Raw genomic sequence first — 13,240 nt, forward strand, 5'->3', positions numbered from 1 at the left:
TAACTTCAGTATTTTCCTTGATGTTCTCTTGCTTTACATATAAATTGTTCCCTATCTATAATAAAAAATCTAACGCTCAACTCCCCTTTCATTCACTTTTAAAACCAGAGTAAACGTTCAATTTAGTTGGTAGAAGTGAATCCCTATATGAGCATATTCAAAAAAAATTTAAACTTTTTCAAAAAAAAATGACCTTCTACTGAAAGTCATATTCTTTACTATATATTTAATGCTTTTAAAATATCTTTTACACTTTCCTCTGAAACCTTGTAACAAACTTTTTTCCCATTTTTTCTGGAGCATACTATCCCTGAATTTCTGAGGTGTGCCAAATGCTGGGAAGCACTGGATTGGGATACATTTAGAAGCTCTTCCAAATTTCCTACACAAATTTCATCTCTAAGTGATAACTCTCTCAAAATTCCTAATCTTATTGGATTAGACATCATCTTAAGTAGTAAGGTTGCTTTTTCTATAGTCATCTTTTCCTCCCCTAAATAATTCCATTCCTCGTTAAATTTTCTTTTTCATCCCCAATAGTAGTCATCCCTGAATGGCCATTATATACCTTGGTATCAGCAGGCAGAGTGTCACATAACTTTTTCAAGCTGGCAAATAAGCTCTTTCCATCACTGGTCGGCAGGTCATATCTTCCATAACTTCCCTTAAACATAGTGTCTCCTACAAGAACTATCCCTGATTCCTTATGATAAAAACATTTTCCACCCTGAGTATGTCCCGGAGTATCTATCACTACAAACTCATCTATAGTATCTCCATCCTTTACTGTTTTGTAACTATCTTCATATTTAAAATCTATCTTAGCCAGATAATCTGAAAGACTCAGAGCAGAATCTGTAAAAAATTCCTTCTCTTCCTCCCCTATATATACCTCTACATTGGGATAGATCTCCTTTAATTTTAATAATCCCGCAATATGATCGTAGTGACCATGGGTAAAAATTACTTTTTTTAAAGTTAAATTATTTTCCTCTATAAAGTTTTCTAATTCCGATAAGTTGGCTCCACCACAATCAAATAAAAGAGCTTCTTTATCTTTCCAGACTAAAAAACCATTTGTCGGCATCATTCCAAGTTTAAATTCTTTTATATTCATCTTTTATCTCCTACTTTCATCAATAAATTTAATTTTTTTACATTATACACCTTAATAAAGTGGCCGTCTACAATATAATTATATTTGAATACTTGTAACAACATTAACATATTTTTTATCAAATTACAATCAATTCCATAATCCATTGTGAATTTTATATCTTTCGTATATAAAAATAAATGAGCCCAGAGGCCCATTTATTTTTATTACTTTAATAAACTATAAAAACTAAGGTTATCTTCTATGAATATAACTTCACTTTACTCTTTATACATTGAATAAGAATTCCATTAAATCTCCGTCTTTTACAATATACTCTTTTCCTTCAAGTCTAAGTGATCCTGCTTCCTGGGAACCCTTCCAACCATTATTTTTAACAAATTCATCATAACCTACTACTTTGGCCCTGATAAATCCTTTTTCGAAATCAGTATGGATCTCTCCAGCTGCTTTAGGAGCAGTGTCCCCTACCTTTATAGTCCATGCTCTAACTTCTTTTACACCTGCTGTAAAATAAGTTTGAAGACCTAATAACTTATATCCCCCACGGATAAGTCTGTTTAATCCAGGTTCAGTTACTCCTAGTTCCTCTAAAAACATTTCTCTATCTTCCTCTTCCATCTCCTGTAATTCAGATTCAACCTGAGCTGATACGATTACAACCTCTGCATCAAGATCTTTTACATATTCAATTACCTGCTCTACATATTCGTTTCCTGTAGCAAGGTCACTATCAGATACATTAGCAGCAAACATCATAGGCTTTACTGTTAACAATTGGTATCCCTTTATAGTATCTAACTCTTCCGGAGTTAACTTTAATGTATTTAATAACTTAGAATCTTCCAAGTGAGTTTTACATTTTTCCAACACTGGAATCAATGCCATAGCTTCCTTGTTTTTAGCTCTGACTAATTTAGCCTGCTTTTCTATACCTCTCTCTATAGCGTCTAAATCCGCCAGGATAAGTTCAGCATTTATTACTTCGATATCTCTTATTGGATCTACAGAGCCATCTACATGTACTACATTTTCATCCTCAAAACATCTTACAACCTGACATATTGCCTGGGTATTTTTGATATGTGTTAAGAATTTATTTCCCAACCCTTCTCCACCGGCTGCACCTTTTACTAATCCTGCGATATCTGTAAACTCTACTGTAGCATGTTGTACTCTCTGAGGGTTTATTATCTTAGATAGTTCCTCTAGTCTGCTGTCAGGTACTGTTACCATACCTACATTTGGCTCTATGGTACAAAAAGGGTAGTTTGCTGCTTCTGCTGCTCCTGCCTTTGTTATTGCATTAAATAATGTTGATTTACCTACATTTGGTAGTCCAACGATCCCTATTCCAATCATCTTTCTTTTGCCTCCTAAAATTCTTTTTTATTGCTTAGAAATTTATAAAATTATGTAATAAATTAAGTTTTAAAAATTTAAACTATTCCTAAGTGAACGCAGCTTACCACTGCTTTTTTTACCATTAATTTTATCATTTATAACAAGTAATTACAAGGTAATCTCTGAAAGTTACATTTTTTAAATTTCAAATTTCTTCTAAGTTTTTTTATATCTTATAATTTTTTGAGTAATAAAAAAGCAACGTGATGCTCCATCCAAAAAAGCATAATTAAAGTTTTTATAATTTTTTATTTATTTCATAAATTTTCTAAATAACAAAAAAACCTATAAATATCGATGTTTTTCAAACACCTGTATTTATAGGTTTAAGTTTAAAAATAATTTACTTTAATATACCAATTAAGCTGTTACCTCTACTTCTTCTGCTTCCTCTACAACTAAACTGTTTAACTTCTTGTCTAGTCCCCAAAGGATAATTCCCGCGAAGATAGCAATTGCTGCAATAACAAGATATGCCTTCGCAAAGTCAAACTTTAGCGTATATGCATATAAGTAACCATATGATTTACCTGCAAAGAATACCGCTAATACCCAGATACTCATCATCCCAGTTAATAATCTTGGTGGCGAGAACTTTGCGATAAATGAATTTCCAAGTGGAGAGAACACCATTTCACCTGTTGATAATACAACACCCATTGCAATTATCCAGGCGATAGGAGCAAGATTATTTCCTCTTGAAATGTCAGCTAGTGCAAATATTACATAAGATAGTCCCATAAGCATCATACCTAAAGAAGTCTTTTTAAACATACTAAGGTCACCTTTAGGTCTCTTTGCTAACGTTGACCATACTTTACCTAAAATTGGTCCTAATGCTATACACATAAATGCGTTTAATGAGTCAAACCAAGCTGTAGGAATTGTAAAGTTTCCAATCATCCAGTTTGCAGCTCCGTTGTCTCCACCCCAGTAGTAATAAACAGGCATATATGCTAAGTACCATAGTACCCAGAAGATAATTGAGAAGATCGACACTAAAACAATAGCACCAATTCTTTTCTTTTCAATTGTAGTTAAAGGAACTTTTTCTTCCTTCACTTCAACTTTTTTCTCCTCTTTATTTTCAGCGATTTTAAATGGTTTTTTACCTGTGTCCCCTAAAAATCTCCATCCATATACAAAGAAGATTGCATTAACAAACATTACTATTGCAATAACTAAAAAACAGAAAGAATATCCTTTAAATCCCACAAGTAAACCGATAATAGTTGTCCCCAAAAAAGCACCAACATTAACAAATGAATACTGAGTAGAAAACGCACCGTCTAATTCCCCGGGATCATCAAAAAGTCTACCTGTTATAGCGTTTGTCTGGCACTTAAATAACCCTGTACCTAAAGACAGCAAGATAATCATCAAGTTAACCATCCCAGTAGTATTAGCCTGCCATCCCACTAAGTAACCTGCTCCCATGAGTAACATACCGATAGGCACAAGGTATCTGGCTCCAAATACTTTATCTGAAAGATATCCCCCGATTATTGGCGCTAAATAAGTAAATGCTACCAAATTGGCTGTCATCTTTGCTGCATCCCCTGGTTCAATACCTAATCCACCATCTGCTATCTTTGCAACTAAGAATACTGCGATTAACCACTTAGCTGAATAAAACGAAAATCTTTCCAATACGAAAGCCATTGAACATACGTAAAATCCAAATGGTTTTTTCCCTGCTTTTTCCATTTTTATCATTCCCCCCGATTAAAAAAAATTGATATTGCTTTTGTATTTATAAAAAATCAAGTTACTATCTTTAAATTGTGATAAATAACAATGATTTTAAATACTATAACTATATATTATTAATTATTCAAATAACTTCAATCTTTGTGAAAGATTAAGCAATTAATAATAGATAAATAATTTAAAAGTAACATTTATATTAAAAAACTTTAATTCTCTTTTCTTTTTTATCGCTTAATTTTTAAAACAGTTCTATATTTTGCACATATGTTGAATTTCGTATCAAAAGTTCTAAGTTTGTTTCCTTTCTTTTTATAATGTACTACATGGTAACACATTTCCTTTAATTGAAACAACTTTTTTTTAACTTTTCAAAGATTTGTTTAATATAGCAATTGACATTTGAAGATAATAGTATTATAAATATATTAAATTAATCAAAAACTTAGGATTTTATAAATTATTATTTTAAATTTGATATAAATTTATCACTTCTAAAATAACATCTATAAAGTATTTATAAACTGAAAAATTGTGATTTTTTTTACAACCCATTAAATTAAATTTCATTGATATTCAGAAATCTTATTGTTTAAAAAAAATCTTATCAACTACTCTTTAATAATTAACTATGGAGGCACTATTATGAAAGTTACCGAAGGTTATATGCCGTATTTAGAATACAAAACTTATTACCGTATAGTAGGAGAATGTAAAGGTGATAAAAAGCCACTGGTTTTATTACATGGAGGACCTGGATCAACTCACAACTATTTTGAAGTCCTTGATAAAATAGCAGAAGATGGGCGGGCAGTTATCATGTACGATCAATTGGGCTGCGGTCTATCTGCCACACCTTCTCGTCCCGACCTATGGAGTGCCCAAACATGGATCGATGAATTAATCCAATTACGTAAACACTTAGATTTAGATGAAATCCATCTATTAGGCCAATCCTGGGGGGGAATGCAGGCGATTCAATACGCTTGCGAGTACAAACCTAAAGGAATTAAAAGTTATATACTATCCAGTACTTTACCATCTGCTTCCATATGGGAAAAAGAGCAGCGTAGAAGAGTTGCATACCTTCCAAAAGATATGCAGGAAGCCATTGCTCAAGCTGAAAAAACTAATGATTATTCCTCGAAAGAATACCAAAAAGCAGAAGCCGAATTTATGGTTCGTCATTGTGCAGGTGAATTAACACCAGATTCTCCAGAGTGTTTGAGACGTCCAAAAGTTTCCGGAACAGAATCTTATATAACTGCATGGGGTCAAAATGAATTTTGCCCCTCTGGAACATTAAAAAACTTTGATTTCACAAAAGAAATCGAAGATATTCAAGAGCCTTGTTTAGTTACCAGTGGTTTACTTGATCTCTGCTCTCCCCTTGTCGCAAAAACAATGTATGATAAAATTCCCAATTCAGAGTGGGAGTTATTTGAATACAGTCGACATATGCCATTTGTAGAAGAAAACGATAAATATATAGAAACCCTCAATAGATGGCTGAACAAGAATGACTAAAAACTAAACAACAGTATAAATAAAAAAAGGAGATTTATTTTGATAAACAACTCTCCTTTTTTTAGATTTTTTTAATTTAAAATTTTAAGATCTTCTAAAAAATAAAAAGGCTTCCACTTAGAAAGCCTAAATATAATTTATTTTTTTCTATAACTGAGAGCTTCCATAATATGGGATAATTCTATATTTTCACTTCCCTCTAAATCAGCTATTGTCCTTCCCACCTTGAGCACCTTATCATAACTCCTTCCAGAAAGACCAAATACATCTATGGAATCGATCAATATTTTTTTACTTTTATCATCTAATTTACAGTATATTTTTATCTCCTTAGGGGTCATATTTCCATTAATTTTTGAATTTCCAAACCTTTCCCACTGTATTTTCCTTGCTTTCTCTACCCTTTCCCTTATCTCTATGGAGCTTTCCCCCTCATTGCAGGAGGACAGTTCTGATCTCGATAATTTTTTTATCTCTAAATACAGATCTATCCTGTCCAATAGGGGTCCTGAAATTTTATGCTGATACCTATTTATCTGAAATGGACTGCAGGTGCACCTATTTTCAAATAAATTTCCACATGGACATGGGTTTGAAGCCATTATAAGGACCATATCTGCCGGCATCTCTACCCTGTACTCTGCCCTGGTTATAGATACTTTTTTATCTTCCAGAGGCTGTCTCAATGTTTCTAAAACCAGCCTTGGAAATTCTGTAACTTCATCTAAAAATAAAACTCCATTATGAGCCAGACTTATTTCGCCGGCTTTTGGAACTCTCCCTCCTCCTACAATAGAAACCATAGAACTACTATGGTGGGGACTTCTAAATGGCCTCTTATTTATTATGGGCATATCTTTTGTCAGGAGCCCTGTACTGCTGTATATCTTGGTTGATTCAATTATTTCATCCTCATTCATAAGGGGTAATATAGTAGGCAATCGTTTTGCTAACATGGATTTCCCTGCTCCCGGAGTTCCTATCATATAAAAATTGTGTCCTCCTGCTGCTGCTATCTCTATACACCTTTTCGCCTGAATCTGTCCCTTAACCTCCTTAAAATCTACTGAATAACCGGCCTCCTCCTTACCAGACTCCACTTCCGGTGATTCGATCTCTATCTTATCATTTAAAAATTCAACTACCTGAACCAAATTATCCACTGGTATTATCTCCACTCCCTTTATGACGCTGGCTTCTAAATAGTTTTCCCTGGGCAGGATTATTCCTGAGATACCATTTTCCTTAGCACATATAACCGAATTTATGGCTCCGTCAATTTTTCTGATATTACCATTTAAAGATAGTTCTCCCAACACTATATATTTCTCTAATTTTTTATTTTCTACCTCTCCTAGACTGGCCAATATCCCTATAGCTATAGAAAGATCAAAGGAAGCCCCTTCCTTTCTGATCCCAGCAGGGGAAAGGTTTATTACTATCCTTCTTGCAGGTATTTCATATCCGCTATTTTTTACGGCAGCTCTGACTCTTTCCTTACTTTCAGAGATAGCCACATCTGCTAACCCTACTATATTAAAGCTGGGTAAGCCTGCCATAATGTCAGCTTCCACCTCCAATATATAAGATTCTATACCTATATAACTTGAACTAAGCACCTTGGAAACCATAAAAATCACCCCTAGTTAATTTTTTCTGTATTCCCTAGGTATATTCGAATATAGTTGATCTTTTCCTGTAAAGAAGGTAAAGAAATAACATATAGATAAAATACTTATAGACAACCAATAAAAATTATGATAAACTCGTTAAAACATATAATTTGTATAAAAATATACGCATGTACGCATAAATATATATACAACTAAAAATAAAGGGGGTTATATCATGTCTAAAACAAAAATGATGATTGATGAAGTCGAAAAGTGGAGCGCTCATAATTATCATCCAATTCCAATTGTTATCGCAGAAGGGGAAGGTATATGGGTAACAGATGTAGAAGGCAATAAGTATATGGATATGTTAGCAGCATATTCGGCAGTAAATCAGGGGCATAGACACCCTAGAATAGTTTCCGCACTTATTGAACAAGCTCAAAAAATGCCACTTACTTCAAGAGCTTTTCACAACGATAAGATGGGAGCTTATGTAAAGAAGTTATGTGAATTTACAGGTTTTGAAAAGGTTTTACCAATGAATACAGGTGCTGAAGCAGTGGAAACTGCTCTAAAGGCCGTTCGAAAATGGGGTTATCAAGTGAAAGGTGTAAAGTCTGCAGAAATCATTGCCTGTCAAAATAACTTTGCCGGCAGAACAATCAGTACAATTTCTTTTTCCACAGAAGATCAATACAAAGAAGGTTTCGGACCCTTTACACCGGGTTTCAAAACTGTTCCTTTTGGTGATTTAAAAGCATTAGAAGATGCTATCACAGACAATACCGTTGCTGTAATCATGGAACCAATTCAAGGTGAGGCCGGTATCATTGTACCACCTGAAGGGTATTTAAAAGGTGTGAGAGAAATTACAAAATCCAATAATGTTTTAATGGTCTGTGATGAAATCCAAACTGGATTTGGTAGAACTGGAAAACTTTTTGCCTTTGAACATGATGGTATTAGACCAGATGTTGTAACAGTAGGTAAAGCTTTGAGTGGTGGATTGTATCCGGTATCTGCAATGCTCTCATCAAAAGAAGTGATGGATGTGTTTAGACCAGGGGATCATGGATCAACATTTGGAGGTAATCCATTAGGATGTGCAGTTGCTATGGCAGCGTTAGATGTTTTAGAGGATGAAAACTTAGTAAAAAATTCTAAAGAATTAGGAGACTATCTATTAGAGGAATTAAAAAAGATAGATTCAAAACATATTAAAGAAGTGAGAGGTAAGGGATTATTTGTTGGTGTTGAACTAGATAAACCAGCAAGACCATTCTGCGAAGCTTTAATGAATGAAGGTATTCTTTGTAAAGAAACACACGAATTTACAATTCGTTTAGCTCCACCTTTAGTAGTTAAAAAGGAAGAATTAGATATATGTATAGAGAAATTAAAGAAAGTGTTGAGATAAAACTTAAGTTTTAGATTATTTTTTCTTTTTTAAATTCTTGAATTGTATAATTAAATGCAACAAAAAAAATTCATAAATATTTCCTTGGTATAATGTAAGTGCGACCAAACATTAAAGGAGTATTTATGAATCATAAACATTTTACCATTGAAGAAAGAGAAAGTATATTTAAATTTTTAGCGCAAAAAAAATCAATTAGTTTTATTGCAGCTAAATTAAAGAAAAATAGAGTTAGTATTTATAGAGAAATTAATAGAAATTCAGTTGATGGTGAGTACACTCCTAATAAAGCCCAGTTTTTATACAAAAAAAGAAAACAACTTTGTGGAAGAAAGCACAAATTAAGAGATTCGATCCTTTTGGTAGATATTCAAGAAAAGTTAGAATCAGGTTGGAGTCCAGAACAAATATCAGGAAGAGCTAAATTAGACAACCAATATTCTATTTCATTTAAAACAATTTATAGAGCAATATATCTTGATTTTCTTACGGAGAGTACTAAATACCTTTTAACTAGAAAAGGCAAACAAAAGCCTAGAGGATTGAAAGAAACAAGGGGTAAAATCCCTAATAAAAAGATGATAGAAGAAAGGTCTGAAGAAGCGAATGATAGAAGTGAGATTGGTCATTTTGAAAGCGATACTATCGTTGGCGCAGGAAAAAAGGTGCTATGATGACTTATGTTGATAGGAAATCAAGATATCTTGTAGCGGAGCTAATGATTAATAGAAAATCAGATACTTTTAATGAGGCAACAATAGAGAATTTTAAATATATACCTAAAGAATACATAAAAACATTTACATCGGATAACGGGAAAGAATTCTCTAAATTTAAAGAATTAGAGGAAGCATTAGGTATTAAAGCTTATTTTGCTAACCCTTATCACTCATGGGAGAGAGGAACAAATGAGAATACAAACGGTTTATTAAGGAGAACTTTCCCTAAAGGGACTATTTTTAGTAAGATAAAGAGATGTGAATTTTATAAAGCGGTAAACAAAATTAATAATAGACCAAGGAAGTGTTTAAATTGGAAAACCCCAAAAGAAGTATTTTGGGGTGAAATTGAAAAGTGTTGCATTTAATTTGACAACGTAAGATTTAATTAAGCACATAGGATCACTATGTGTTTTTTTTTATAATTGTAATTAAAAATTTATTGAAGGTTTACCTTTATTTTTTATTCTATTCATATGATTTTTTTTCCTATAAAATCCTATTTTTCATGGTAAACTTTTATTAAGTACTATTAAAAAGGGGGATTATATTATGATCATAGAAAAGATAGAGATTGGAAAGATCAAAGTTCCACTAATTACACCATTTAAAACAGCACTTCGAACTGTGGAAAGTGTAGAAGATATAGTTATAATTATAAAAACCGATACAAATAACAGTGGTTTTGGGGAAGCTCCTCCAACTGCTGTTATTACAGGTGATACCCATGATTCTATAATCGGAGCCATAACTTTAATAGGAAAACAATTAATAGGCAAAAATATTGAAGATTTTAACGACCTGATAAATATTGTACATAAGGCAATAATTAAAAATACCAGTGCAAAGGCAGCTATTGAGATAGCTCTTTATGACCTGTTTGCACAATCTATAAGCAAACCTCTATATAAAGTCTTAGGAGGAGGCCCCATCCATTTAAAAACTGATCTAACCATCAGTGTAGATAGCGTTGAAAAGATGGTAGCCGACAGCCTCAAAGCTGTAGAGAATGGCTTTGAGGAATTAAAAATAAAAGTAGGCAAAAATATTGAAGAAGATATTTATAGGATAAAATCTATCTATGAAGCAGTAGGATCCCATATAAAATTGCGGTTAGATGCAAATCAGGGATGGAGTGTAAAGGAATCAATCTATGCCATCAGGAAGATTGAGGAATATGGGATTGTCTTGGATTTTGTAGAACAGCCTGTAAAAGCCGACGATATCCATGGGATGATAAAGGTGACATCTGAGGTCTTATCCCCAATTTTAGCAGATGAATCTATCTTTTCACCTAAAGATGCAATAGAAGTAATCACTCGAAAAGCTGCCGATATTATCAACATCAAATTGATGAAAACTGGGGGAATATCAAATGCTTTAAAAATAATTAATATCTGTGAGATCTATGATGTTCCATGTATGATTGGCTGTATGTTAGAAGCAGGAATAAGTGTTACAGCAGCAGCTCATCTGGCAGCAGCAAGGAGTTCTGTTATAACCCGGATAGATTTAGACGGTCCAGCTCTCTGCAGTGAAAATCCATTAGATGGGGGGATTACCATGGATGGACCTGAGATAACCTTATCCAACGAACCTGGTTTAGGAATAAAAAATATCACCGGATTTGAACTCATAAAAGATATAAAATAATAATCGACTTTAAAAGTCATTATTTTCATGGTAAAATTCTTTGGAACAAAATCATATATATAGAAGGAGTTATTATAATGGATGGAAGAAATAGAAGTGACATAAAACCCGGTATAGAGGTAGCAATCGTTTTAAAAAATGATCAAAGAAGCGGTAAATTAACTTACGGAACAGTACAGGATCTTCTGACTAACAGTAAGTTCCATCCCCATGGGATAAAGGTAAGGCTTACAGATGGACAAGTTGGAAGGGTAAAAGAAATTATAGTAAAATAAATAAAAAAGCCTCCTGCACCTAGAATTATCTAAATGTAGGAGGCTTTTTTTTATAATCTCAATAACTAATCCAAAATATACTCTGATCTACAGCTCTTTCAAAAACTTCATTAAAATTTTCTTCCCAAACACAGTACAAAAGAGTAGTTCTAGTCAAAATTATATTGTGATTTTTTATAAAGTAATTTAATAGTTTAAACTCCTTATCTGTAAGGTTAATCTCTGTCTGATCAAATCTACAGGTAAAAGTTTTCTCATTAAGACTTATATCTTTATAGGTTATGATTTCCTCCCTATCTTTTATCCTTTTAGAGATAGCATTCACTCTGAGGTAAAGCTCATCCAGATCAAATGGTTTTTTTATATAATCGTCTGCTCCTATCTCAAGACCATTAATAACATTGCTTTGCTCAGTTGAGGCTGTGAGAATAATAATGATTGGACCCCCATATCTATCCTGATTTTTTCTTATTCGTTTACACACATCTTCACCACTAATTCCAGGTAGTTCTAAATCTAATATTACAATCGAATGATTGTTAAGAAATAATTTCTCCAACCCTTCTTCACCAGTTCTAGCCCTTTCAATAACACCTATTTTTTTTAGAGTAATCGAGATCAGCTCTCTAGTTTCATAGTTATCCTCAACAACTAAAATCTTCATAATGTAAAATCTCCTCTATTTTATTATAAAACTCAACTTCATCTATAGGTTTGGAAATATATTCTTTAAACCCCAGACTAAGGTGTTTTTTTCTGCATCCTTTTATAGCCTCTGCCGTTAGTGAAATCACAGGGATATCTTTATTTTTTTCCTTCATTGCTTTTAAAACCTCAATTCCATTTAAAACAGGCATCTGTATATCCAATAGAATTAAATCAAAGTACTCTTTTTCTAATATCTCTAAGACTTTCTTACCATTATCTACAGATTTTAATTCTATACATTTTATTTTTAACATTTCTCTTACTAATTCCCTATTTTCAGCAGTATCATCAGCCAATAGAATCCTGTATTTTCTTCCTTCTGATTCAATCAAAGAACCAAATATTTGTCTGTAATCAATAGAATTAATTATTTGTTTCATGGAATTTAACTCTAACTCCGTATTCCCAAGATCAAAATTTAAATTTTCTGCTATTTTTTTACTCAGCTGATAGATCTCATCAAATTTAAAATTTCCGCTAACTCCTAGTATCATATGGTTTATTTTTTTTGCATTCAGTATATCTTTATTATCTACAGCCTCTTTCAGGGCTTTGATTTTTTTAGGTAACCTGATTATTGCTTTTAAAGTTATTTTCCTTCTCTCTCCCTCTAGATTTTTCAACCAAACTTTTTCTAAATTTTCCATTAAATTTAAATTTGATGTTTGAAAAATTGGAATTTTAACTTTAAAATGACTTCCTTTTTCTAAATGACTGATTACCTCTAGTTTACCTTTTAGAGATTCAATATAATTTTTTATAATATTTAATCCCAATCCCAATCCATTTTTTTGGTTATCTACCTGTTCAAAGGGTTCAAATATTATTTTTAAATTTTCAGTTGAAATACCCATACCGCTGTCAAAGACATCTATAAATAGATATTTATCTTTATTTTGTATTTCAAAAAAAACAAATCCCGCCTCAGTATATTTAATAGCATTGTTTACAAGGTTATTTATTATCTGGTATATTTTTAATCCATCAGAATAAAATGATTTATTTGAACAATTATCTAGTAATCTGGGAGCTGCTGCTGCTACAGCAGTGATTGCAATCATACCTATTGTCATTTTATATGTTTCACTGCAAAAATA

The 13,240-nt window shown here is 32.5% G+C and carries 12 protein-coding genes and 1 pseudogene; 5 read left to right on the forward strand and 8 right to left on the reverse strand.

The features are described from left to right. Positions 1 to 218: 218 nt before the first annotated feature. From NRK67_16090 to NRK67_16110, 5 genes are all read right to left on the reverse strand, one after another. Positions 219 to 482 carry a metalloregulator ArsR/SmtB family transcription factor gene (locus NRK67_16090; GenBank protein ID UUV18787.1) on the reverse strand — a complete coding sequence of 88 codons (264 nt, stop codon included), beginning with the start codon at positions 480 to 482 and terminating at the stop codon, positions 219 to 221. An 11-nt stretch (positions 483 to 493) separates the two neighbouring features. Then, positions 494 to 1,117, reverse strand: a complete 624-nt coding sequence (locus tag NRK67_16095; protein UUV18788.1) for an MBL fold metallo-hydrolase — start codon at positions 1,115 to 1,117, stop codon at positions 494 to 496. Continuing rightward, positions 1,114 to 1,263, reverse strand: coding sequence for a hypothetical protein (locus tag NRK67_16100; protein ID UUV18789.1), 150 nt, complete (start codon positions 1,261 to 1,263; stop codon positions 1,114 to 1,116). Before NRK67_16100 ends, NRK67_16095 begins: the two co-directional genes overlap by 4 nt. A gap of 121 nt (positions 1,264 to 1,384) precedes the next feature. Continuing rightward, positions 1,385 to 2,479: a redox-regulated ATPase YchF gene (gene ychF / locus NRK67_16105; protein UUV18790.1), complete on the reverse strand. Its 1,095-nt coding sequence runs from the start codon at positions 2,477 to 2,479 to the stop codon at positions 1,385 to 1,387. A 402-nt stretch (positions 2,480 to 2,881) separates the two neighbouring features. Then, complete coding sequence (locus NRK67_16110; GenBank protein ID UUV18791.1) at positions 2,882 to 4,228, reverse strand: peptide MFS transporter; 1,347 nt, start codon at positions 4,226 to 4,228, stop codon at positions 2,882 to 2,884. Between the two features lie 645 nt (positions 4,229 to 4,873). Here NRK67_16110 and NRK67_16115 point away from each other — a divergent pair. Beyond that, positions 4,874 to 5,755 carry a proline iminopeptidase-family hydrolase gene (locus NRK67_16115; protein ID UUV18792.1) on the forward strand — a complete coding sequence of 294 codons (882 nt, stop codon included), beginning with the start codon at positions 4,874 to 4,876 and terminating at the stop codon, positions 5,753 to 5,755. Positions 5,756 to 5,892: 137 nt separating this feature from the next. On the opposite strand, the gene NRK67_16120 is transcribed toward NRK67_16115, so the two are convergent. Beyond that, positions 5,893 to 7,386: a YifB family Mg chelatase-like AAA ATPase gene (locus NRK67_16120; GenBank protein UUV18793.1), complete on the reverse strand. Its 1,494-nt coding sequence runs from the start codon at positions 7,384 to 7,386 to the stop codon at positions 5,893 to 5,895. 217 nt (positions 7,387 to 7,603) lie between these two features. Between NRK67_16120 and rocD the strand changes: the two genes are divergently transcribed. The 4 genes and pseudogenes from rocD (at position 7,604) to NRK67_16140 (ending at position 11,435) form a co-directional block, all read left to right on the forward strand. After that, positions 7,604 to 8,788, forward strand: a complete 1,185-nt coding sequence (rocD, locus tag NRK67_16125) for an ornithine--oxo-acid transaminase (GenBank protein UUV18794.1) — start codon at positions 7,604 to 7,606, stop codon at positions 8,786 to 8,788. Between the two features lie 125 nt (positions 8,789 to 8,913). Further along, positions 8,914 to 9,875, forward strand: a pseudogene (locus NRK67_16130) (IS30 family transposase). A 184-nt stretch (positions 9,876 to 10,059) separates the two neighbouring features. After that, positions 10,060 to 11,160 carry a dipeptide epimerase gene (locus NRK67_16135; protein UUV18795.1) on the forward strand — a complete coding sequence of 367 codons (1,101 nt, stop codon included), beginning with the start codon at positions 10,060 to 10,062 and terminating at the stop codon, positions 11,158 to 11,160. Between the two features lie 77 nt (positions 11,161 to 11,237). Next, positions 11,238 to 11,435, forward strand: coding sequence for a YwbE family protein (locus tag NRK67_16140; GenBank protein UUV18796.1), 198 nt, complete (start codon positions 11,238 to 11,240; stop codon positions 11,433 to 11,435). 58 nt (positions 11,436 to 11,493) lie between these two features. Here the strand turns inward: NRK67_16140 and NRK67_16145 are convergent, their stop codons facing one another. Further along, the gene (locus NRK67_16145) at positions 11,494 to 12,099 is read right to left on the reverse strand and encodes a response regulator transcription factor (GenBank protein UUV18797.1); all 606 of its coding nucleotides are present in this window, start codon (positions 12,097 to 12,099) and stop codon (positions 11,494 to 11,496) included. Then, complete coding sequence (locus NRK67_16150; GenBank protein ID UUV18798.1) at positions 12,080 to 13,216, reverse strand: response regulator; 1,137 nt, start codon at positions 13,214 to 13,216, stop codon at positions 12,080 to 12,082. The genes NRK67_16145 and NRK67_16150 overlap by 20 nt, the downstream gene beginning before the upstream one ends. Positions 13,217 to 13,240: the final 24 nt, after the last annotated feature.

Source organism: Fusobacteria bacterium ZRK30 (assembly GCA_024628785.1).
Taxonomy (GTDB): domain Bacteria; phylum Fusobacteriota; class Fusobacteriia; order Fusobacteriales; family Fusobacteriaceae; genus Psychrilyobacter.

Excerpts from the sequence above, each read along its gene's own strand:
- NRK67_16090 (UUV18787.1), bottom strand. The coding sequence starts at position 482 with ATGACTATAGAAAAAGCAACCTTACTACTTAAGATGATGTCTAATCCA.
- NRK67_16095 (UUV18788.1), bottom strand. The coding sequence starts at position 1,117 with ATGAATATAAAAGAATTTAAACTTGGAATGATGCCGACAAATGGTTTT.
- NRK67_16100 (UUV18789.1), bottom strand. The coding sequence starts at position 1,263 with ATGGATTATGGAATTGATTGTAATTTGATAAAAAATATGTTAATGTTG.
- ychF (UUV18790.1), bottom strand. The coding sequence starts at position 2,479 with ATGATTGGAATAGGGATCGTTGGACTACCAAATGTAGGTAAATCAACA.
- NRK67_16110 (UUV18791.1), bottom strand. The coding sequence starts at position 4,228 with ATGGAAAAAGCAGGGAAAAAACCATTTGGATTTTACGTATGTTCAATG.
- NRK67_16115 (UUV18792.1), top strand. The coding sequence starts at position 4,874 with ATGAAAGTTACCGAAGGTTATATGCCGTATTTAGAATACAAAACTTAT.
- NRK67_16120 (UUV18793.1), bottom strand. The coding sequence starts at position 7,386 with ATGGTTTCCAAGGTGCTTAGTTCAAGTTATATAGGTATAGAATCTTAT.
- rocD (UUV18794.1), top strand. The coding sequence starts at position 7,604 with ATGTCTAAAACAAAAATGATGATTGATGAAGTCGAAAAGTGGAGCGCT.
- NRK67_16135 (UUV18795.1), top strand. The coding sequence starts at position 10,060 with ATGATCATAGAAAAGATAGAGATTGGAAAGATCAAAGTTCCACTAATT.
- NRK67_16140 (UUV18796.1), top strand. The coding sequence starts at position 11,238 with ATGGATGGAAGAAATAGAAGTGACATAAAACCCGGTATAGAGGTAGCA.
- NRK67_16145 (UUV18797.1), bottom strand. The coding sequence starts at position 12,099 with ATGAAGATTTTAGTTGTTGAGGATAACTATGAAACTAGAGAGCTGATC.
- NRK67_16150 (UUV18798.1), bottom strand. The coding sequence starts at position 13,216 with ATGACAATAGGTATGATTGCAATCACTGCTGTAGCAGCAGCAGCTCCC.